Source organism: Candidatus Poriferisodalis sp. (assembly GCF_965237655.1).
Taxonomy (GTDB): Bacteria; Actinomycetota; Acidimicrobiia; order Acidimicrobiales; family Poriferisodalaceae; genus Poriferisodalis.
The window spans coordinates 2,294,842-2,316,289 of record NZ_CBDEGB010000002.1; the positions used below are offsets into that span (position 1 = coordinate 2,294,842).

Annotated in this window: 18 protein-coding genes, 1 other RNA gene and 1 pseudogene; 11 read left to right on the top strand and 9 right to left on the bottom strand. The window is 66.3% G+C overall.

What is annotated here, in order from left to right:
* Positions 1–27: 27 nt before the first annotated feature.
* The gene (locus ACPXYO_RS18805; RefSeq protein WP_423923717.1) at positions 28–1,677 is read right to left on the bottom strand and encodes a fumarate hydratase; all 1,650 of its coding nucleotides are present in this window, start codon (positions 1,675–1,677) and stop codon (positions 28–30) included.
* Between the two features lie 200 nt (positions 1,678–1,877).
* Between ACPXYO_RS18805 and ACPXYO_RS18810 the strand changes: the two genes are divergently transcribed.
* The 4 genes and pseudogenes from ACPXYO_RS18810 to ACPXYO_RS18825 all read left to right on the top strand — a co-directional run bounded on the left by ACPXYO_RS18810 (position 1,878) and on the right by ACPXYO_RS18825 (position 6,476).
* The gene (locus ACPXYO_RS18810) at positions 1,878–2,267 is read left to right on the top strand and encodes a VOC family protein (RefSeq protein ID WP_423923719.1); all 390 of its coding nucleotides are present in this window, start codon (positions 1,878–1,880) and stop codon (positions 2,265–2,267) included.
* A gap of 82 nt (positions 2,268–2,349) precedes the next feature.
* Positions 2,350–3,747, top strand: coding sequence for a replication-associated recombination protein A (locus ACPXYO_RS18815; RefSeq protein WP_423923721.1), 1,398 nt, complete (start codon positions 2,350–2,352; stop codon positions 3,745–3,747).
* 307 nt (positions 3,748–4,054) lie between these two features.
* Positions 4,055–5,092: pseudogene (locus tag ACPXYO_RS18820) on the top strand (IS110 family transposase); the annotation flags it as partial.
* Between the two features lie 205 nt (positions 5,093–5,297).
* Positions 5,298–6,476 carry a phytanoyl-CoA dioxygenase family protein gene (locus ACPXYO_RS18825; RefSeq protein ID WP_423923723.1) on the top strand — a complete coding sequence of 393 codons (1,179 nt, stop codon included), beginning with the start codon at positions 5,298–5,300 and terminating at the stop codon, positions 6,474–6,476.
* A 39-nt stretch (positions 6,477–6,515) separates the two neighbouring features.
* On the opposite strand, the gene ACPXYO_RS18830 is transcribed toward ACPXYO_RS18825, so the two are convergent.
* The gene (locus ACPXYO_RS18830; RefSeq protein WP_423923725.1) at positions 6,516–7,598 is read right to left on the bottom strand and encodes an ABC transporter ATP-binding protein; all 1,083 of its coding nucleotides are present in this window, start codon (positions 7,596–7,598) and stop codon (positions 6,516–6,518) included.
* A gap of 143 nt (positions 7,599–7,741) precedes the next feature.
* Between ACPXYO_RS18830 and ACPXYO_RS18835 the strand changes: the two genes are divergently transcribed.
* Positions 7,742–8,506: an SDR family NAD(P)-dependent oxidoreductase gene (locus ACPXYO_RS18835; protein WP_423923726.1), complete on the top strand. Its 765-nt coding sequence runs from the start codon at positions 7,742–7,744 to the stop codon at positions 8,504–8,506.
* A 52-nt stretch (positions 8,507–8,558) separates the two neighbouring features.
* On the opposite strand, the gene ACPXYO_RS18840 is transcribed toward ACPXYO_RS18835, so the two are convergent.
* Genes ACPXYO_RS18840 through ACPXYO_RS18850 form a run of 3 tightly spaced genes read right to left on the bottom strand, consistent with a single transcriptional unit; the run spans position 8,559 to position 10,160 of the window.
* Complete coding sequence (locus ACPXYO_RS18840; RefSeq protein WP_423923728.1) at positions 8,559–8,975, bottom strand: type II toxin-antitoxin system VapC family toxin; 417 nt, start codon at positions 8,973–8,975, stop codon at positions 8,559–8,561.
* A 6-nt stretch (positions 8,976–8,981) separates the two neighbouring features.
* Positions 8,982–9,221, bottom strand: coding sequence for a hypothetical protein (locus ACPXYO_RS18845; protein WP_423923730.1), 240 nt, complete (start codon positions 9,219–9,221; stop codon positions 8,982–8,984).
* Positions 9,222–9,263: 42 nt separating this feature from the next.
* On the bottom strand, positions 9,264–10,160 hold the full coding sequence (locus ACPXYO_RS18850) for a 50S ribosomal protein L11 methyltransferase (protein WP_423923732.1): 897 nt from the start codon (positions 10,158–10,160) through the stop codon (positions 9,264–9,266).
* A 116-nt stretch (positions 10,161–10,276) separates the two neighbouring features.
* On the opposite strand from ACPXYO_RS18850, the gene ssrA reads away from it, so the two are divergent.
* Positions 10,277–10,640, top strand: a transfer-messenger RNA (tmRNA) gene (gene ssrA, locus ACPXYO_RS18855).
* Between the two features lie 212 nt (positions 10,641–10,852).
* On the opposite strand, the gene ACPXYO_RS18860 is transcribed toward ssrA, so the two are convergent.
* The gene (locus ACPXYO_RS18860; RefSeq protein WP_423923734.1) at positions 10,853–12,157 is read right to left on the bottom strand and encodes a hypothetical protein; all 1,305 of its coding nucleotides are present in this window, start codon (positions 12,155–12,157) and stop codon (positions 10,853–10,855) included.
* Between the two features lie 127 nt (positions 12,158–12,284).
* Here ACPXYO_RS18860 and ACPXYO_RS18865 point away from each other — a divergent pair, with 127 nt between their 5' ends.
* Positions 12,285–13,481, top strand: coding sequence for an ISL3 family transposase (locus tag ACPXYO_RS18865; RefSeq protein ID WP_423918439.1), 1,197 nt, complete (start codon positions 12,285–12,287; stop codon positions 13,479–13,481).
* On the opposite strand, the gene ACPXYO_RS18870 is transcribed toward ACPXYO_RS18865, so the two are convergent.
* Both ACPXYO_RS18870 and ACPXYO_RS18875 read right to left on the bottom strand, forming a co-directional pair.
* Positions 13,473–14,267, bottom strand: coding sequence for a hypothetical protein (locus tag ACPXYO_RS18870; protein ID WP_423923736.1), 795 nt, complete (start codon positions 14,265–14,267; stop codon positions 13,473–13,475). The two genes, ACPXYO_RS18865 and ACPXYO_RS18870, sit on opposite strands and share 9 nt — an antisense overlap.
* Entirely contained in the window at positions 14,264–15,697 is a 1,434-nt protein-coding gene (locus ACPXYO_RS18875; protein ID WP_423923738.1) for a hypothetical protein, read from the bottom strand. The genes ACPXYO_RS18870 and ACPXYO_RS18875 overlap by 4 nt, the downstream gene beginning before the upstream one ends.
* A gap of 1,383 nt (positions 15,698–17,080) precedes the next feature.
* On the opposite strand from ACPXYO_RS18875, the gene ACPXYO_RS18880 reads away from it, so the two are divergent.
* A complete protein-coding gene (locus ACPXYO_RS18880) occupies positions 17,081–17,284 on the top strand; it encodes a hypothetical protein (protein WP_423923740.1) in 204 nt (67 codons plus the stop codon).
* Between the two features lie 245 nt (positions 17,285–17,529).
* Positions 17,530–19,080: a transposase gene (locus ACPXYO_RS18885; RefSeq protein ID WP_423920066.1), complete on the top strand. Its 1,551-nt coding sequence runs from the start codon at positions 17,530–17,532 to the stop codon at positions 19,078–19,080.
* Between the two features lie 348 nt (positions 19,081–19,428).
* Here ACPXYO_RS18885 and ACPXYO_RS18890 read toward each other — a convergent pair whose 3' ends face one another.
* The gene (locus ACPXYO_RS18890; protein ID WP_423923742.1) at positions 19,429–20,514 is read right to left on the bottom strand and encodes a DNA cytosine methyltransferase; all 1,086 of its coding nucleotides are present in this window, start codon (positions 20,512–20,514) and stop codon (positions 19,429–19,431) included.
* A 114-nt stretch (positions 20,515–20,628) separates the two neighbouring features.
* Here ACPXYO_RS18890 and ACPXYO_RS18895 point away from each other — a divergent pair, with 114 nt between their 5' ends.
* Positions 20,629–20,847 (top strand): hypothetical protein, encoded by a 219-nt coding sequence (locus ACPXYO_RS18895; protein WP_423923744.1) that lies wholly within the window; start codon positions 20,629–20,631, stop codon positions 20,845–20,847.
* A 150-nt stretch (positions 20,848–20,997) separates the two neighbouring features.
* Positions 20,998–21,273 carry a hypothetical protein gene (locus ACPXYO_RS18900; protein WP_423923746.1) on the top strand — a complete coding sequence of 92 codons (276 nt, stop codon included), beginning with the start codon at positions 20,998–21,000 and terminating at the stop codon, positions 21,271–21,273.
* Positions 21,274–21,448 lie beyond the last annotated feature (175 nt).

Sequence of the window (21,448 nt, forward strand, 5' to 3'; positions counted from 1 at the left end):
GCGGCCGGGCAGGTAACGCCGGTCGACTCAGTGAATATGTACTGGGGTGGAGACCTCGCTGAAGAAGTCGTTGCCCTTGTCGTCCACCACGATGAAGGCGGGAAAGTCCTCCACCTCGATCTGCCAGACGGCTTCCATTCCCATCTCGGGATATTCCAGCACCTCAACCTTGCGGATCGAGTCCTTTGCCAGCCGGGCTGCGTGCCCGCCGATCGAACCGAGGTAGAAGCCGCCGTAGCGGGCGCATGCCTCGGTGACCTGGCGGGATCGGTTGCCCTTGGCGAGCATCACGAGGCTGCCGCCGGCAGCCTGGAACTGCTCGACATAGGAGTCCATGCGGCCAGCGGTCGTGGGACCGAACGAGCCTGAGGCGTAGCCCTCGGGGGTCTTGGCGGGTCCGGCGTAGTACACGGGGCGCTCGCGCAGGTAGTCGGGCAGTCCGTCGCCGGCGTCGAGACGCTCCTTCAACTTCGCGTGGGCGATGTCGCGGGCAACCACCAGCGTGCCGGTCAGCGACAGCCGGGTCTTGACAGGGTGCTGGGTGAGCTGGTTGAGGATGGCGTCCATCGGCTGGCTGAGGTCGATCGGAACAACGGCGCTGGACAGCTGCTGCTCTTCCGTGACGGGCAGGAAGCGGGCCGGGTCGGTCTCGAGCTGTTCGAGGAAGATCCCGTCCGCGGTGATGCGTCCGAGCGCTTGACGGTCGGCGGAGCACGACACTGCGATCGCCACGGGGCAACTGGCGCCGTGGCGTGGCAGGCGCACCACCCGCACGTCGTGGCAGAAGTACTTGCCGCCGAACTGCGCCCCGATGCCGAACTCGCGGGTGAGCTCCAGGATGCGCTGCTCCCATTCGAGGTCGCGGAAGCCGTGTCCGGCCTCGCTTCCGGCGGTGGGCAACGTGTCGAGGTACTTTGCCGAGGCGTACTTGGCGACCTTGACGGCGAACTCGGCTGAGGTGCCGCCGATGACAACTGCGAGGTGGTACGGCGGGCAGGCGGCGGTGCCCAGCGTGCGCAGGGTGGTGTCGAGGAAGCGAGTGAGGCTCTCGGGGTTGAGCAGCGCCTTGGTCTCTTGGAACAGGTAGCTCTTGTTGGCCGAGCCGCCTCCTTTGGCCATGAAGACCAGCTCGTATTCGTCGCCCGGGGAGGCGTAGATCTCGATCTGTGCGGGCAGGTTGTTGCCGGTGTTGCGCTCGGTGAACATGTCGAGCGGCGCGAGCTGCGAGTAGCGCAGGTTCGACGTGAGGTAGGTGTCGGCGACTCCTTGGGAGATGGCTTCGGCGTCGTCGAAGTCGGGATTGTCGGCGGTGCCGGTGAGCACGCGTTCGCCCTTGTGTCCCCAGATGATCGCCGTGCCGGTGTCCTGGCAGCTTGGCAGCACTCCCCCGGCGGCGATGTTGGCGTTCTTCAACAGTTCGAGGGCCACGAAGCGGTCGTTGGGAGACGCTTCGGGGTCGTCGAGAATTGCTGCGAGCGAGGCCAAGTGGCCGGTGCGGAACAGGTGGGCCATGTCGCGCATGGCTTCTGCGGTGAGCAGCCTCAGCGCCTCGGGTTCGACCTGCAGGAATCGCCGGCCCGCAGCGGTGATCGTCGACACGTGATCCGACGAGAGGTGCCGGTAGGTCACATCCGCGGGGCCCTTGGGCAACAGTTCCACGTGGGCGTACTCGCTCATCCACCTCATGCTACGGACGCCCGTTGCCCCCGACCGCGGAAAGCGGCATTGCTGCGCCCGAGATGCGCCGGCGTCAGCGCCGTCCGAGGGCACTCGCGACCCTGGTCTGGACCGCGGGAATGTGTGCTTCACCGAACAGCGGGCCCTCCCGGCGTCTGTGCTCGCCGCGCAAAGCTGGTCAGGACCGCGAGAATGTGGCCGTGGCAGGCGTCGAGTCGATCAATGCGATCACATTGCGGACCCCCGACATGGCGGCATCGGTCCGGTTCTATGCGGCCTTGGGTTTCCGGCTCACCTTCGGCGGCAACAATGCGCCGTTCAGCACCCTGAGCAGCGCTGGGTGTTTCGTGAACCTGATCGCCGTGGACAGCCCGGCAGAGGCTGAGACCGGCTGGGGCCGGGTGATCTTCCATGTGGACGACGTAGATGCCCTGTACCAGCAGGCGCTCGACGCGGGCCTGGAACCCCAAGCAGCGCCCATGGATGCGCCCTGGGGCGAGCGCATGTTCCCGATCTTCGATCCTTCCGGGCACGACCTGAGCTTCGCCAAGCGCATTCGTGCCTACGAGGTCGACCACCCCGAACTCTGAGCCAGTCGTCTGAAGGCACGTTGCGGGCATGACGGGTGGCCGGGTGTGCCGGGAAATGTTAGCCGCGGCGTACCGTCGGGACGTGAGTGAAGGGCTGTTCGAAGCTGCCGGCAGGGAACGCTTGGCCCGCCAAGCCCCGCTGGCTGCGCGGCTGCGACCGGCGACGCTCGACGAGATCGTGGGCCAAGACCACCTGCTCGCCCCTGGACGACCGTTGCGGGAGCTGATCGAGTCCGACCGACTGTCGTCGGTGATCCTGTGGGGGCCGCCCGGCACGGGCAAGACCACGCTGGCGCGAGTCGTGGCCGTGAGCACCGCCAAGGAATTCTGCGAGCTGTCGGCCGTCAGCGCCACCGTCAAGGATGTGCGCGAGGTCATTGCCGACGCCCGGGTGCGCATCGGCGAGCACAGCAGGGGCACGATCTTGTTTCTCGACGAAGTGCACCGGTTCAACAAGGCTCAGCAGGACGCTTTGCTGCCGGCGGTCGAGGACGGCCTGATCGTGCTCATCGGCGCCACCACCGAGAATCCCCATTTCGAGGTGAACCCGCCGCTGCTGTCGCGCTCGACGCTGTTCCGCTTGGTGCCGCTCAACGACGCTGCGCTGCGAACACTCATCGACCGGGCGCTGGCTGCAGAGGGCGCGACTGCCGACGACGACGCCATCGACCACATTGCGGCCCGCAGCGGCGGCGACGGCCGCCACGCGCTCACCAGCACCGAAGTCGCGGTCGCTCTCGCCGCCCGCCGCCAATTCGCCGGATCCAACCGCACCTCCGCCACACAAGACCCGACTTCGACGGGCGGGCTTCCGGCAGAAGCGCCTCCTGACACGGCCCGGCCGCATGTCACGCTCGCCGATGCCGAGCACGCTGTCGACGCGAAGGCCGTCCGCTATGGCGCTGATGGCCACTACGACACCATCAGCGCATTCATCAAGTCACTGCGCGGCTCAGACCCCGATGCCGGGCTGTACTGGCTGGCCCGGATGCTCGACGCCGGCGAGGACCCTCGCTTCATCACCCGCCGCATGGTGATCCTGGCGTCGGAGGACATCGGCATGGCCGACAGCACAGCGCTGCTCGTGGCAGAGGCCGCCGCCCGAGCTGTCGAGTACGTCGGCCTGCCCGAAGCTCAGCTGAACCTTGCGCACGCCGTGGTGCGCCTGGCGACGGCACCCAAATCGAACCGGGTAACGGTCGCGCTCAGCCGAGCCAAGGCCGACGCTCGCACCGCGGGAGCCGGCGAGGTGCCGATCCACCTGCGCGACGCCCACTACCGCGGAGCCGCGTCGCTGGGCCACGGCGAGGGCTACCAGTACCCGCACGACGACCCCAGCGGATGGGTGCCCCAGCAGTACCGGCCCGACGAGGTTGCCGGCAACGTCTACTGGGAGCCCTCCGAGCACGGCCGTGAACGCGACCTGCGCCAGCCGGAACCACCAGAGACGGACTCCGGCGCGGAGGCCGATCACAAGTAGGCGGCCCCCTAGCCGTGGTTGAATGACAGGAACGGCTGGGGCACAACGGCATGCTCCAGACCCTTGTGCGGGGGTGTGACAGTCATGATGGGAGGGTCAGCGGTCGGGCCTGGGTTTGACTCGGGGTGTGACGGGCTTGGTGCCTTGTTCGTGATCTGTCGGCCTGGTGTCCCGGCTGCTGGCGCGCACCGACCGGTCGGGCGGACGTGACCTCATAGGAGCCTTGGAGACCGCCTTGACTGTCCTGTCCGCCGTCCCGGCCGATGGTGCCTCGCTCACCCAGTTGGGAGAAAGGCAGGGGTTCATCATGGCTGATCAGCCAGTCGGCGTCTATGGAGGCGTCGACACGCACAAGGAGGTCCACGTCGCTGCGGCGACCGATCAGGCGGGCCGGGTGCTCGCCACGGCGTCGTTCGGGGCGGACCCGGCGGGGTATCGCCGGCTCGCAGAGTGGCTGGGGTCGTTCGGGCCGCTGGTGCGTGTCGGTGTCGAGGGCACCGGCTCCTATGGGGCGGGGCTGACGCGTCATCTGGTCGGCTCGGGCGTCGAGGTGGCCGAGGTGAACCGGCCGAACCGTCAGATGCGTCGCCGCCGCGGCAAGTCCGATGTCGTCGACGCCGAGGCCGCGGCCCGCGCCGCGCTCGCCGGCGACGCGACCACCGCTCCCAAGGGCAGCGACGGGATTGTGGAGTCGATCCGGGCGATCCGGGTCGCGTTGTGCTCGACCCGTGCCCATCGCACCCGCGTCTCCAATCAGATCCGCGATCTTGTCGTCACTGCTCCGGACCGGCTGCGCAGCGCCCTCGAGCCGCTCACGACTGCGCAGCGGGTGGCTCGCTGCGCCCGGTTCCGTCCCGGCGACCCCGCCGAGCCCGCCGAGGCGGCAAAGATCGCCTTGCGCACCCTGGCCCGCCAACATCAGGTCCTCGACGCCGATCTCGACGAGCTGCGCCGCCATCTCGACGAGCTCACCTTGACCGCCAACCCGGCGCTGCGAGCCGCCAAAGGCATCGGCACCGACACGGCGTCGATCCTGCTCATCACCGCCGGCGACAACCCCGAACGGCTCACCGGCGAAGCGTCGTTCGCAGCGCTGTGCGGCGCATCACCCATCGAGGCGTCCTCAGGCAAGACCACCCGCCACCGCCTCAACCCCGGCGGGAACCGCCAAGCCAACCACGCCCTGTGGCGCATCGCCATGGCCCGCCTCGCCACCTGCCCCCGAACACGCGCCTATGCCGGGCGCCGCCAAACAGAAGGCAAATCACGCCGAGAGATCATCCGATGCCTCAAGCGCTACATCGCCCGAGAAGTCTTCGCACTGCTCGCCCACCCCCACCACGCCAACAGCGCCGGCGATCCAGGCGAACTCCGACACCGCCGACAAGCAGCCGGCCTCAGCCTCGCCCACGCCGCCGACCAGCTCAACACCTGGCCCGCAACCATCTCCATGATCGAACGAGGCAAAGCACCCCACCACGCCCTCGTGCCCGCCTACCGCGACTGGCTCAACACACTCCAACCCGCCGCTTGACATCAATAGGAGCATCATGAGCGCAGGCACGGCAACGCTGGGACTGGCCGAGGTGCCCATCGTCAGCTACGAAGACGTCGAGGAGGAAATGGTCGCCTACCGGGCGGCGCGCACAGAACGGGCGATGCAGCTCGGCAATCGCGGCCCGATCCGATTCGCCTCAAAAGGCGACCTGCACCCTGAGATCGCCGAGGCGTATTCACGCTGCGGCTTCTACATCTTCACCGGCGTGCTCGGACCAGACGAGCTGGCCGACATCGAGGCCGACGTCATCGACATGCTGGACCGCTGCCCCACCGCACCCGAAGCGACCACTGACCGTCACGGCCGCCCTGCGCTCGGGGCCGGCCACGAAGGCCGCAACGTCAGCTTCGTCCGCCCGTTGACGGACGCCTACGGCGGCACCGACGTCGCCCACGGCCGTCACCCCTTCAAGATGTTCGAGCCCTCCGCCCCTGTCGGAGCGCCCGAGTGGGTGGTGCAGATCATCAGCGGCTCGCTGCAGTTCTCCGAGGCCTGCCTGCGCGTGTACGGCCACCCCGGCCTGCTCGGTGTCGCGCAAGCGCTGAACGGTCCGGACTTCACGCCCTTCAACGAAGTGGTGTGGATCAAGCAGCCTGGCTTGGGCGGATCGGTGTCATGGCATCAGGACGGCTGGACGCACTGGGACGATCCCGAGCTCGACGAGGGCACCCACGGCTTCAATTTCATGGCCCAGCTGTACGGGTGCGATGCCACCAACGGACTGTGGGTGGTGCCCGGTTCGCACCGCATGGGCAAGGTGGACATCAAGGCCATGTGCATTGCCGCCAGCTCGGATCGGCTGCCCGACGCCGTGCCGGTCGTGTGCGACCCCGGCGATGTGGCGATCACCAGCCGCCAGGCCATCCACGGCTCGTTCGCAAACACGTCCGAACGGCCCAGGGTCACCATCAACTTCGGCTTCCACCGGCGACGTTCGGTGTTCGGGGTGCGCAGCGGCGGTGTCCACAACCCGATCTCGCTGTACGACGAGGCCTACATCGCTGAGCGCTCCCGGGTGATCGGCTGGGCAATCGATGCCCGCGCCAAGCGCTTCGGTGACGAGACGCCGTTTGTGTACCAGCCCAATGTGGGCCGCGAGCACACCTTCGCCTGGGACGACGCCGCCCGCGCAGCGATCCAGGACTACAACCTCAAAGACATCGGTATCTAGCTCGCAGCGGCTGCCATCGGCGCCGGCACACAGAGCGGTTCAGCCCTCGACCGGAATGACGGCGTTGGGTCCGATGCGCAGCGTCACGTTGGCGCCGACGGCCGGGCCATGGGGCGTGATGGCATCCAGCGTGGTCGTGGCCTCGCCCACATCGGCCTCGAGGCGCAACTCATAGCGGTCACCCCTGAAGCGGCGCCGCATCACCACAGCTCCCAACTGCACGACGCCCCCGTCCTGCGCTTCGCCCCCGCTTTGACCGCTGCTGCCGGCGCCGCTGCCCCGGCCACCGCCAGTGTCCCCCACCTCGACCCGATCGGCTCGCAGGACGAACCCAGACTCCCGCCGCGCAGCGCCAGCCAGCACGGGCGGCACCTCGGCATCGAACACGTTGGTGTGGCCCAAGAAACGCGCCACCTGTGCCGTACGAGGATCGGTCCACACCTCTTCAGGCGTGCCGATGCGCAGCAGCCGACCCGTCGCCATCACCGCGATGCGGTCGGCCAGGGCGAAGGCTTCGTGATGGTCGTGCGTGACGTGAACGGCCGTCACGCCCACCTGGTCGAGCACGGGGCGCAGTTCGTCGATGAGCCGCTCACGCAGCAGCCGGTCCAGCGACCCGAACGGCTCGTCGAGCAGCAGCACCCTCGGCTCGGGGGCGAGCGCCCTCGCCAGCGACACCCGCTGGGCCTCGCCGCCCGACAGCGTCGCCACGTCGCGCCCCTCGAAGCCCGACAGGCCGACCAGCGCCAACACCTCGGCAACCCGCCGTCGCCGTTCAGCCAGCGGCACCTTGGCCATGCGCAGCCCGAATGCCACGTTGCCCTCCACGTCGAAGTGCGGGAACAGCACCTCGTCCTGGAACATCAGCCCGATGCCGCGCTGGTCGGGGCGCTGACCGGTGAGGTCTCGGCCGTCGAGCTCGATCCGCCCGGCATTGAGCGGCTGCAGTCCCGCCGCAGCGCGCAGCAGCGTGGTCTTGCCGCAGCCGGACGGGCCGAGCAGCACGACCATCTCACCGTCGCCGACCGCCAGGTCCACCCCGTCGAGCGCCTTGGTCTTGTCAAAGTGGACGTGAGCGCCCGTGATGCGCAACGTCCCGCCGCCAGCTTCTGTTGTGGCCACGACCCTGACGCTACGCACTCCGCAGGGGTCGCCGATCCGGATTTTCTCCAGGCGACCGGCCGACCGCGATGTGTGCGTGAGCGGGCGAAGACGATCCTGACGCAGACTGATGGCAACGGGACGTGCCACGGGAGGATCGGGACATGGCGGATCGGCTGAGCGGACGAACGGCGCTGGTAACAGGGGCGAGCCGGGGTATCGGCGAGCACTGCGCCCGGGCCTTGGCGGCCGACGGGGCACGGGTCGCGCTGGCCGCACGTGCGACCGACGATCTCGAGCGGGTCGCCGCCGATCTGCCTCACGATCCGGTGGTGATCTGCAGCGATCTGAGCGAAGTTGGCGCCGCAGCGGAGTTGGCTGCTGCAGCGGTCGAGGCGCTGGGCGGCATCGATATCCTGGTCAACAACGCCGGCCGGGGCGAACTGCGTGAACCGGGCGGCGATCAGGCCGTGCTGCAGCTGAACTACCTGGCGCCGCTCGAGACCACTCGGGCACTTGCCCGCCAGATGGGCGAGCGAGGACATGGCTCGGTCATTCACATGTCGTCGATTGCCGGCTCTGTCGGTGTGAGCGAGCTGCCCACCTACGGGGCCACCAAGGCAGCCTTGGACTCACTCACCCGCTCGCAAGCGGCCACCTACGGCCGCTTCGGCATCCGGGTGAACGCTGTGGCCCCGGGCCTCATCATCACCGAGATGTGGGAGGCCGGCCGCGAGATCCCCGGCCTTGCCGACGGCCTCGAACGCCATATCGCCCTCGGCCGCTGGGGCGTGCCCGAAGAGATTGCCGACGTGGTCGCCTTTCTCGCCAGCGATGAGGCCCGCTACATCACCGGCCAGACCATCACCGTCGACGGCGGCTACCAAGGCGTCACCGCCTGGGCCAACTACCCCGCGCCCGGCTCGTAAGGACAGCGAGCCAGATCACCATCCGTCTCGCTCTCTGCCGCAGGACCGAGTGCTACGGCAAGATCCGAAACGCTCGACGTTTTTCGGGTCCGTAGCGGTACACCCGGTAGTGGGCGTCGAGCGAGAGCGCGTCGGCGATGCCCAGGCGCTCCATCAACGCCCAGCTCGTGCGGTCTGTCAGCGAGAATCCTTGGTCGGCGAACTTCGGCACGATCTCTGCCGCTGCCTCCAAGTCACTATCGATAGTGCATTCGATACGCGGCAGACCGGCCTGAATCTCGCCGACGACCCGGTCCGCTGCGATGTGATGAAACCTCGCGTTCAAGAGGTTCCACAATTCGGTGAGCACATGATCACTCGTGACGAGGGAGGACGCATGTTCAACCAAGAGCGAACGCGACACTTCGCAGTTGACATCGCCTTCATTCGCTGCTGCAAACCAGATGCTGGTGTCAACGAACACCGCCACCGTGCGTCACAGACCCTTGTCAGCGAACTGCTTGTCGATGGCCTCACTGATCATGGCCTGCTTGCCGACGGCGATGTCGGAACCACCGCCGTCGAACAGCCCGAAGATAACGGATGGATCCCATGCGGGAGCGTCATCTTCAAGATCTCGCGCAACGAGCCGGCGGATGTACTCAGAGAGCGAGATGCCAAGCTCCGCTGCCTTGCGCTTGGCGAGGGCGTGCTGGTTGTCGGACAAGACGATCATGGTGCGCATAGTGCCACTTCAGCATATGCGGCAGAGCATAATTTATGCCGTCAGCCTGCCCGGTCGGCCGCCATTCAGCGAGACCCAGTCGTCAAGCCGGATCGGGTTGGCAAGCTCGACGCCGTGCGGGCGATATGCCGCTGCGACGGTCGACGCCTGAGCCGCCGAGATGCCGCTCAGCGCAAGATGACCTCCCGGGGCGACGCGTGCTGCGATCTCGTGCGCAAGGTCGATCAGAACATCGGCGGTGACGTTGGCGACCACTAGGTCGAATACGCCCAGCTCGGCGTCTCGGGCAGGAGTAACGCTGAAGCTGGCCGTCGCTTCCAGCCCGTTGCGTCGGGCATTGGCCTGAGCGGCCGCCACGGCCGCCGGCTCGATGTCGATGCCCACCGCTTCGGAAGCACCGAGGCGGACGGCAACCAGTGCCAGCACTCCGCTGCCGCATCCGACATCGAGTACGCGTTCAGCCCCCGCCACCTGCCGGACCAGCCACTCGGCGAGCAGCCGGGTGGACGGGTGCGTCCCTGCGCCGAACGCCCCGCCTGGGTCGATCTCGACGACCACCGGCACATCGGCGTCCGCCCACGGAAAGCAGACCGCCAACTGCTCCCCCACTGACACCGGCCGGTTCCGGTTGAACCAGCCGACTGCCTGGGCTTCGTCCGGCGGGCCGAGCACAGCGGCATGGCCATCTGCACGCAGCAGCGCCACCACCTCACGGGCGGTCTGATCGTCGGCCACTCGTACCCGGCTCACCCAACGGCCGCGGCTCCGCAGCTCATGTGAAACGGCCAGCGCAACGGCGCCCAGCACCGGCGGCAGACTCGGCGGGAGCGGCGCACGGCACCCCAACGGCACCGAGTCGGCAAGCACCACGCACGCGCCGCCGACGCTGACGTCGCCACACCTCAAATTGCGGGGAGACTGCTCACTCACACCCGCATTGTCGCCACAAGTCAGCGTCCACGCTGCGTTCGGCCTGTCACAGGCGATCGCTAGGGTGGTATGTCGCCGAGGGAGCCATACCAGCGTGGCTCCCGCAACGACCACCTGGGGGTGATCGGTTTCGACTTTGACGGTTGAAGTGAGAGAAGCGAGCCGTGGTCTCCGGATCCACGTTAAAGAGCCGGAAAAAAATACAAACGCCAACGTCGAACGCGACGATCTGGTGCTCGCAGCCTGACCTCAGGATGTGAGTTCGGCCCGACTGCCCCCGTCCTGCGGGCGTCGGTGCCATCATCTGCAGGGCTCGCCCGCCGCCCGTGCCGACGGGGCGGTGGGGACACTCACAGACGGCTAAGGCGACTGCCAGGGTGTCGCTGCCCTCGGTCGCCCGACAATCGCACAGCGACTGCGCTCGGAGAAGACTCACCGAAACGTTGAAGGACGCGGGTTCGATTCCCGCCACCTCCACGCCGGGTTGTCGGCCAGTTGGATTTGCTTGACTCGGCCAGATCAGAGCGATTTTGGCTGTGTTTTCGGTGTTCTTGCTGCTCATGGACTGAGCTTGAGCGGTTTCAGAGAACGCTGTACACGAATCTGGGCTGCGCGCTGATGGGGCGCCCGGGCGTGGGCGCGACGAGGCAGACGGTCGAGCCGTCTGCCTCTGCTATTGGTGTGAACGGAATTTAGGGTGGTGCCCGGTCGCGGTTGGCTGGTGCGTCGGCGTGGGGCGGGTCGATGTGTGCGGTCGTGGGGCTGAGTGGTGTGGGAGTGTGGTTCGGTTCGGGGGTGTTCTCGGACTCGGTGTTTCGTGGCTGGGTTTGCTCGGTTGTCTGCGTCTGAGCTGTTTCGGTCTCAGTGCCGGTCGGGGTTGGGGCGTCCTGTGGTGTCGTGTCGGTTTCCGCTGCGGTGTCTTGCGTTGTCGCATCGCCTGCTTCGGCTTGTTCGCGGTACTTGCGGGCTTGGCGGATGTTGTGGGCGCATACTGCCGCGGCTGCGGCGATGAGGTGGGCGATGAAGCCGAATTTCTTGCATGATTCGTCCGCGAGCCCGCTTGTGCGCCTGATTTCTTTGTTGACGTTCTCGACTTGGTTGCGACGCCCGTAGCTGCGGCGCCAGGCGCGGGTGCCGAATGCGGCGTTCTGGTATCGGTCGAGTTGTTCGAGTTTCATGGTGACGCTTCCGCCGCAGCATGTGATCTTTCCTTTGGGGGTCGGGACGAGCGGCACGTCGCGTGCGTTGGTGCTCGCTGTGGCGGCGATCTTGACTCGCTCGTCGTGGACGGGGCAGTTCATGCGCTTGCGTCCGTCGTCGTATGTCTGGGTCTCCGTGTACCGGTAGTAGCGGTTGCGAACGGTGTACCAGTCGGCGAGCGCTTCGTCTTTGAGGTTCGCGGGGGGTTTGCGCATCGAGGCCGGCGTCCATGGGTGCAGGCATGTGCCGCAGTGGAATCGCATCTCGTGACCTTCGATGTTGATGACCTTGTGCCGCTTGACTTCGGGCTTGCTGTAGTCCATGACGACGTTGATGCCCAGCTTGTGCAGTTCCCGGTTGAATGTGGACGCCTTGTTGGTGTAGGCGCGGTCTGCGATCACTTCGCGTATGTGCGGCGCGGCGCTTAGGGCCATTGCGATGGCCTCCAGTCCGGCGATGGCGGGGTTCGTCCCTGCGGGCTGGAGGCACAGCCCCAGCACGAAGGGCAGCAGTTCGGGTCCGAAGTCGCCTTTGGCGCGGTCGCCGAAGTAGTGGAATGCCTTGACGGCTACGGCGAGATGGAGGTCGTAGCCGAAGAAGAATCCCGCTACCGATTTGCCTTTGGCGCTCTTGTGGCCGGGGCGTGCATCGATGTCGCTGTTGCTGCGGATGAGACGGTAGTCGGGCCCGAAGTCGCCGAGTTCGGTGCCGTAGACCGCGTCTTCGGGCACTGTCTTGGACAGGTCCGGCTCGGGCAGGTCGGGGGTTTCGAGCGATAGGAGGCGGTGCAGGACCAAGGGGTCGGCTTCTGCTTTCCTGGCCCTTCGTCTTTTGTTGGGATGAGGGTGGGTTGAGGGTCCGCTTGTAGGGGTCGAGGCCCTGCTGGGATCGGTGTTTGCAGACGCCGAACCCTGGAGGGCCTCGATGAAGCGTGATGTTATGTCGGTGCGGTTGTGGCTGCCGCGTGTCGAGGTGCTGGGGGTGGTGGTCGACGCGCCTGAGCGGCTGGTGGTGCGGGTGCGCTCGACGGTGCGCCGCCCGTGTTGCCCTGATTGCGGGACCCCGAGCGGGAAGGCCCATGACCGCCGGGACCGGGAGATCCGCGACCTGGAGGTGTCGGGCCGGCCGGTGGTGCTGGTGTTCGAGCAGCGGCGCATGGTCTGCGAGGTCTGCGGCGGCCGGCGGTTCATGGAGGACCACCCGGCGTTCGAGGGCCGTGTCACGGCGCGTCTGGCGCGCCGGCTGGTCAAAGACGCCCGTGCGATGACGGTCAGCTCGGCGGCCCGCCGTCATGGAGTGGGCTGGAAGCTGGTCAACGCGCTGGTGGTCGCCTATGCAGGTCTGGTCGGCGACCGCCGGCGCCGGCAAAGGTGTCGGGTGCTGCTGGTGGAGGGGACCTCGATCCGCAAGCGGCACCGCTATGTGACGGTACTGGTGAACGGCGACACCGGCGAGGTGCTCGCCATGGTTCCCCACCGCAGCCAGGCAGCACTGTCAGGGTTCCTGGCCGCCCAAGGGCACCGATGGTGCCCGGCGGTGAAGGTCGTGGTGTCCGACGGCTCGGCGGCGTACAAAGCAGCGATCGACGCCCAGCTCGGCCATGCCCGCCACGTCCTGGACCGGTTCCACGTCATCAGATGTTTCCAAGCAGGGCTCACCGCGGTCCGCCGAGACGTCCAGCGCCGCCCCGAAGGCTCCAAGCCCGCTTTCGACCGCGACGTGTTCCGGGCGAGATTCCTGCTGATGCGCAGACCCGACAAGCTCGACGCCGCCGACCAGGCCCGCCTTGACGCCCTGTTCGCCGCCCATCCACGGCTCAAAGCAGCCTGGGAAGCGCTCGGCGAGCTGCACCAGCTCTATCTCGCCGACGACCACGACGGCGCGATGGCAGCCCTGGACCGGTTCGCGGACATCTACAGCACCGGCCAGATACCCGAGTTCAGCGACACCGTCGACACGTTCCTCGCCTGGCATGCCCAGATCCTCGACTGGCACCACACAGGACGGCCCAGCAACGGACGCATCGAGGGAACGAACAACCTGCTCCAAGTCCTGCGACGCCGAGCCCACGGCTTCACCAACTACGCCAACTTCGAAGCCCGCGGCCTGCTACTAACCTGACCCCGCCGAGCCCAGCAGCCCGAATCCCAAAAAAAGACGAAGGCTCGCTTTCCTGAGGATCTCGGCGTTGATCTCCTCGTCGTATGCAAGGAGCACTTTTTCGTCGTCGTCTGTATTGTCTTGTGCGTCGGGATGGGTGCCGGTCTGCTTCGTGACCGTCTTCTCTTTGCGGAAGTCCTTCGAGACCGCCCAGGTCGCGAAGTCGGTTGCGTCCAATGCGAGCGCTGCCACCAGATCGAGATACTCGGTCGGCACCGGGGCGAGCACCAGGCAGCGCACGAACCAATTGACGCCGTAGGTGCGCCCATCGTGCTCGAAGCCCCGGGTGAGGACCCGTTCGAGTTTGCGGAGTTGCTTGCGCACCGTGTCGTAGCTGATGGGGTTCACCAGCCGGTCCTTCATCTGGACTCTGAGCCTCACGGCCACGTCGGGCGGGAGCCCCGCGAGCACTGCGCTGATGTCCGAGACGCTGTAGCTCTTTCCTCGCATGGCGCCGAGCACGAGGCAGACCAGCAGCGCTCTCGCTCGAAGCCTCGACGACGGGCCCGGCAGCGCATCGAACGCCTTCTCGATCCGAGTCGCCAGGTCGAACGCATCGATGACTGCCTCGGCGTCGCGGACGTCTTGATGGCTCGTCAGGATCACGCCGCGGCTCGGGTCCGGATGACGGTCGGGAAGCCTGCACTTCACGAGGCGGCGCAGGTACTCGTCGGCGCCGATCTGGCTCAGATCGACTTCGAGGGGAGCGTTGCGCGGGCGGGGAAGGAGGAGTGCGAGCATCATCATGCGCCCAGCCCCTTGAGCACGGCTTCGTCGTCGTCCATTTCCTCGGCGGCCTGGCGCAGGAGCGCGTCGAGGGTGTCCTTGTGGACTGGTCCGCAGAATCGGCGCAGCGACCTCAGCGACACGTCGGCTCTGAGCTGCGCGGCGATCCAGGTGACACGGGCACGGCGCAGCGACAGCGACCCCAGTCCCTCGACATGCAGCTGCTTGGCGAGGTTCGCTGCTGAGCCGTACACCGACGACGACATGAACCGCTGCCCGCTGGTCTCGCGGACCGCGTCTCGGACGAGTTCGGTGTAGTCGGCGCGGATCGGCACCCAACGCGGATTTGCCCCAGCGACATGCACTTTGAGGCGGCCGGCGCCCACGGCTGCCACATCGCCGGGACCGAGCGCTTCTGCCTCGACGCCGGTGAGCCCGCCGCCCAGCGTCGAGCCGACGAGCCATTTCCACTCTGCGTGGTTCTTCGGCCATTCGAGCGCTGCGGCCTGCCGGAACGAGTCCTCCTCCACGGCGCTGTAGATCTTGGGGGCCTTCACCTTGCCGATGGGTCTGGGCCGCCGCTGTGTGACCGCAGGCGCCACGGCCCGACCGACGCGCCAGATCACCGATTGCTTGGTTCGCCGCGTTGACGCCTCGACGCCCTTGAGGTCCGCGGCGACCCAATGGGCGACGGACTCGGCATGGAAGATGTGATCGAGATCGAGATTGCCGTCCCTCAAGTAGACGGATGCGGTGAGGTCGGCCACCGGCCGCATCCATGTGCGAGCCGATCTCGCGTTTGGCGGCTCGGCGGCCTCCACGCAGCTGCGAACAGTCGCCACGATGGCGTGCAGAGCCTTCTGCTTGGACTTCGGCCAGCCTCGGGGAGACCAGGAGTCGATGGCCGTCTTGACCGCGGTCGTCCCCGAAGCGAACTCCGCGATGCCCAGCCCTCGGTGCTTCCTGCAAGCGAGGGCCGCGTCGCTGTCGGCGTCGACATAGCCAAGTTCGACTGCGCCCTGCATCGCTGCGGACACTGCCCGGCGCCGGCTCTGGGCGGACCGCACGCTCCGGCTCGGCGCCCGCATGCCGTGCACCGGCAAGATCCGGCCTTCCCAATAGCGGATCAACAGATCAGCTGGAATCTCCTCCCAAGACCTCACCGCGTGGCCGAACAGCCAGCGAAGCCATACCCGCACCCGCGGCTCTCGTTCTGCGAGAGCGCCCGGCTCGTCCCGGTACTCGGCGCGAAGCCATGAGATGAGCCGCTGCAAGTCCTCCTCGGGAACTTCGCTGCGGTCGGCGAGCGTTCCGACGAGAATCGCCGGGCTGGTCGTCCGGCTCTGTGCGCATCGCGACGAAGCATCCTTGGGAGCCCTCGCTGCGATTGCTCCGAGAAGCGTGTCGCGGTGTGCTTGTGTGATCAGTCCCGCCAGGTGCGCTTCGCTCACAATGACCCGAGCCGACGAGCGTCTCTCCGAGACTGTCTTCTTGGCAGGCGCCCGGCATGAGCCTCCCGCTCGCACCTTCCTGTTGCACCAATCGCCAAGCCATTCGCCTGGGACGTCTTGCCAAGAGCGAGCACCTCGACCGCTGAAATACGTGCTCATGTGCTCCGCGCGAAGTGACTGTGTCTTCCGGGTCTCAGCCGATGCCGTGTACCGCTGGGCCAGTCGCTCTGATATATATGGGAGCGAAGCCTCAATCGATATGGACTCGCGCGGCAGAGTCTGAGCTGAACCGTCGATCGCTGTAATCTCGGATGAGGAATCAGTTGTCGGACGCGAAGAAATTAGCCCGGGCAGAAACTTCGGTTCCTGCTCGCTGATCGGCGTGTCGTGATTCGCGGAAGTCATATGCATTGGGTATTGGAGACTTGAATTGGTTCTCGTCACCGGCATTGCGGAAACACCGGCAACAAGAACCGCAGATAATAGTTCTAGTGGTGCGGATCTGTCACAAAATAGATCCGCTAATGCATGCATGAACTGCTGTCATCTTCCCGGAAACCACTGGATTTGCGGCGAATTCGCCGTGCCCGGGACTGTCCGAGCGTCGCACGAATCCGCAAGAATGTCTGCGCGATGCGCCTTGCGTTCGCGCGACTGCTGATCCAACCGTCTACGGGTGAACTGCTGAGACGATGATGCGACTCAAAGCGGTTCGCTTTGCGTCGAAGATTCGTATAACAGGACGCTCCGACTATGTATAAATGCGCGCAGGCGGAACATGCTGCCCTCAGGCAAGTGCTCCTGGACTCTCTGCGGGCACCGACACCGGCCGGCAGCGGATCCTGCTTTCAGAAACCGCACCAGACCCGTCAATTTGCATCGCCGATCCCATTGCACCACGCTCACATACAACGGCGATGAATCCCATAACCGTGGCCCGCGACCGCCATATTGGTTTGCCGACCCGCAGTTCCCGGACAACAACCAATGGCCGCCGATCGCGGACTCCTCTAGAGTTGCGTCCGTGAGTCTGGTATTGCTCACGGAGTCTCATATCGGCAGTGCGCCCGGCGAGCGGAAGCGTCAGGCGCACTGCCGAGACTCACCCCGATCAGCGGCTTCGGCTTCTCTGCAGTGATCTGAAGACGATCGCCATACGTGACTCGGTTTCTCAGTCCGCACTGTCCATATCCTGGGAGCGCCCAATTGCCCGCTGATGCATTGTCCAGCGGAAATTAACGGTCGCTTGTCCGATATCACCGAGAAATCTGCATGACTGCATTCATCAGCAGGTCCGCTGCGGCTGACGTGCTTCAGAGTCGAACCGCGAGTGACACAGCTGCATTGCATTGCTGTCTCGTTGCAATAGCACTTGCATTGCTCATGCAGGATCAGACTGAAACCGTCTATTTGACACCTTGGCGCCTCGATCGCATCGCTGCTCCTGAGATCGCGCAACGCATCCCGGACATGCACGAATCGGGAATGCTCACCGGACTGGCAAACGAGGACATCGCAACTGCTGTCGACAGGGTTTTGGTCCAGAGGCTGCGCCGCGACATCGCAAATGTCCGCGCATGCGCCTAAACCGATTACGCAAGGCTTCATGTCCGACTGGATCCTTGCTTCACCTCCCCGCAGGAGACGCCCTCATGCTCAACGGCACACGACTCCGCCACAATGGAATCCGGTGCGGTGAGTGCAGCACTCCGGTGAGCTGCCTCACCGGGCAGACGACTTGTGATTCTTCTCAGACTCTCGCGCAGCCGTCCGGACCGTAGGCCTAGGAGGGTGGTCGGAAAGTCCGGGGGTGGGTCCTCGTGTTGGGGGGCGTGATCGCGGATGATGGTGGGGTGCGCGGTTCGGCTGATGGTCAGGGTTCGATTTTCGATGTCGGGGTGTTGGTGGGCGGCCTGCTCGACACCGAGGGGTTCTTGGTGACGTTGGGGCAGGCTCGGGGCGAGCTGTTCTGTGATGCCGATTTTGATGCGTTGTATGCGTCTGGCCGGGGTCGGCCGTCGCATCCGCCGTCGGTGGTGGCGGCGTTGTTGTTGTTGCAGTTGTTCTATGGCGTGTCGGACCGTGAGGCGCAGCGGCGTTCGCGGTTCGACATGTCGTGGAAAGCGGCTTTGGGTTTGCCGCTGGAGCATCGGGGGATTGCTCATGTGGTGCTGGTGGAGTTCCGGGCGCGTCTGGTTCGCGCCGGGATGGAGTCCTTTTTGGGGGATCGTGTCAAGATCGCTGCCAAGCGCGCCGGGGTGATCGGCCATCGCCGCACGATGGACTCGACCGGTGTGGCGGACTGCGTGCTGACCCAGGACACGATCACGCTCATCAGGTCCGGGGTCCGCAGGTGCGTCGGGGTGCTGGGCGGGATCGACGCCGATGCCGGGGCGGAGCTGGCGGGGCTGTTGTCGCGTGACGACTACGACCGGGGGGCCAAGCCGCAGATCATGTGGGCAGACCCCCAAGCACGGGCGGCTCTGGTCGCGGAGCTGTTCGGCGACGCCGAGACCGTCATCGGGTTCTGCGCCCGTTTCGGGGACCCGGGCCTGGCTGGGGCGGTCGAGCTGTTGAGGGTCGTGGCGGGCCAGGACATCGAGATCGCCGCCGACGACGACGGAGCCCAGACCCCGCGGATAGCTCAACGGGTGGCCCCGGACCGGGTCATCTCCACGGTCGATCCCGACGCTCGGCACGGGCACCGTTCGCGCACCGACCGCTACGACGGCTACAAGCTGCACGTGTCCGCGGATGTGGACTCGGACCTGGTCTGCTCAGCGGCCGCGACGCTCGCGACCACCCACGACGCCGCTGTGATCGAAGACCTCATCGACGCCGACCCGGTCCCGGTCGCCGAGATCATCGCCGACACCCACTACGGATCGGGGCCCACCCGCCAAGCGATGGCCGACCGAGGCATCCACCTCGTCGCCCCCGCCCAGCCGATCCCGGCCCGCGGCGACAAGCTCACCAAAGCCGACTTCGACATCGACCTCGAAGCAGCGACGGTCACCTGCCCGCAAGGGAACACCGCACCCATCCCGCCGCCGCGGGGCGCCAAACGGCGCCAGGCGCGGTTCGCAGCAACCGATTGTGCAGCATGCGAGCTCAAGCCCCGATGCACCACACGCGACGGCGGCCGAATCGTCGAGATCAACCCCCACGAAGAACTCCTCGCCCCCGCAAGAGCGCAACGATGGACACCGGAGTTCCTCAGCCGATACCGACTGCGAACCCAAGCCGAACGCAAAATCGCTCAGATCAAGTCCCGCACCAAAAACGTCCCCTGGCGCGGCCTCGACAAGGCCAACCTGTGGCTCGACCTGCGAATCGCCGCCCTCAACCTCGACCGCGCCGGCCGCCTCGGCATCATCAGGTAAAACACCCGCCCCGACCGGCGACCCCGGCCCCCACTGGCCGACCGACGATGCGCCTGGGCATCATCAAGCAGAACACCCGCGCCCAACCCACCCCGAACCACCGACCAGACAACCGCGCACGCTCAACAAACAACACACACCACACCCCAATTGCCGACCACCCTCCTAGGACTGCGCAGCACCGGCGTGCAAGAACACAGCAAGCGACTCGGACTCAACGAGCACAGTGCCCCGTCACGAGGCGCCGCCTCGGCGCGCAGCGTGGAACCCGCGTTCCGCGCTTGGGTGCCCAACTCTGTCGTCGGAGCAGAGGAGGGACTCCCGGGTAGCGAGGCCAGATCCGCCGAACTATGTCGCTGCCAGCGCAGTTCCGAGTGCTTCGGCAACGGCAGTTCCGAGCGCGGGCGGAACGGCGTTGCCGATCTGACGGTAGATCGCACTCTGAGCACCACGCCATTCCATGTCGACGGGAAAGCCCTGGATGGCGGCTGCCTCCTCAACCGTGATGCGCCGCAGGCGCGGGGGAATCCGTGAGCAGGGAGCACCGCCAGCAGCCAGGTGCGCGTGATAGCGAGTCACCCAGCAATCGTCGAGGCCGTCCAGACACACTTGGTCGACGATCGGGGTGCAATTGCCGCCCATCGACGCGAGAAGGGTCGGAGCGGGCCGGTCAAGCCGCATCGGCCGGCCCGCTCCGTTGAAGAGCATGCCGGCGAACGGCGAGCGCCGCATCACCGGCCTTCTCGCCGGAGTGACGCGTGCCGTGCACACGCTGTCGTTCCCGGGGCTGCGCCAGGGCGGCAGGGCATCCAGCGCGTCCCGGACAGCCGGCGGGCGCTCGGCGCTTGTCGGCGTCGGCGCCTCGAACGAGCTGCCCGGCGGGACGCCGATCAAGAACATTCGCTCTCGGGCTTGAGGCACTCCGTAGCGGGAGGCGTTCAGCAGCAGCACATGCGTCTCGTACCCAAGCTCCGCGGCCTTGTCCCGCAGCCCGTCGAGCAGCCGGGACCATCGCCGATTCGCCGCGAGGGCCTTGACGTTCTCCATGACGAAGCCACGCGGACGAGCGGCTTCCACCGCGTCCAAGAAGCGCCAGACATGCCTGGATCGCGGATCGCCGAGGTCCATCTTGCCCGCTACCGAGAACCCCTGGCACGGCGGCCCGCCGATGACGACGTCAACTTCGACATCGCGAAGATCAGACAAGTGCCGGTCGAGATCGCCGCAGACGCACAAGTGCCCACGCCCGCCGAGATGCGGCAGCCGATCGGCGAGACGCTTCAAGGACGCCGAGTAAGTCTCGATCGCTGACTGGTCGATGTCGATCGAGTACAGGGGGATGTAGCCAGCCGCGACGAAGCCGATGTCAAGGCCGCCTGCTCCGCAATAGAGCGATGCGAGCGTGAATCCCTTGCCGTGCACTGTTGACACCATGGACAATCTCCGTTTGGAGAGTAGGCAGCTTGACGGAACCGGTCCCTCAATTCGCCGCGCTGAACCGGTGCCTGCTTGCCAGGCGAGGCCCATGGGCCAACTCGTCTCCCGATCATGCGGCTGCGCGACCGGCCACCCACCTGTCCTGGTGCCGTGGAGGACGACCTCGCTGCAAGTTCGAGCGACCTTTCGCGCGTCATTCGGGGACTTCAGCTGCCGCTCGACGCCTCAATCGAGCACACCGTCCTGGTGGAGGCGCACCGGGTGCTTCTGGACAAAGGCGTTCCGGCATCCGAGCAGGCGAGCGCCGTGGCCGCTGACATGCGCCGATGAGAAGCCGACGGTGACTGTCCCATACGGCTTGCGCGCCTCATCCACCGCGTTCTCGACGTGGGTTCGTCTGAACTCGACTGAAGGTTCGCCAAGAACTACCTGAAGAACCACGGCAAGCTGTCGCTGGACTTCCGACTCGGATCTCGCGGAGTGAGGCAGCTGCTCAGCAACGCCGATCTAGCGATGCCCCTCCTGACCAACGAGCAGATGTCGTGCGCGCAAGCGGCACGCAATCTCGGAAGCCCGTTCAGCGATGGCGTCTACAACTGGAGGCAGCTGAGGGAAGTCACCTCCGCCGTCTCTGCGCGACGACCGGAAGTGACACGAGCGTCAGCGGAGAATCTGCTTCGCAGCGACCAATGGGACCCACAGCAAGCCGTCAACGAGCACATCATCCGCCGCCGGAACGCCGCCGAAGTGCCGTAAGCGTTCAGCGATCGAATCTCTGAACTGGGCCAGTAGTCCGTGTTCGAATTGGCGCCCGGCGATGCTGACCAGCGGCTTTGCTCGCTCGGCCAAGTCAGCTTTCAATGGCTCAACCGTTGCAGAGGGGGTGCTCTGCACTTCGATTCGGCGCTGTCTAGCTGCTGCGCGTGCCATC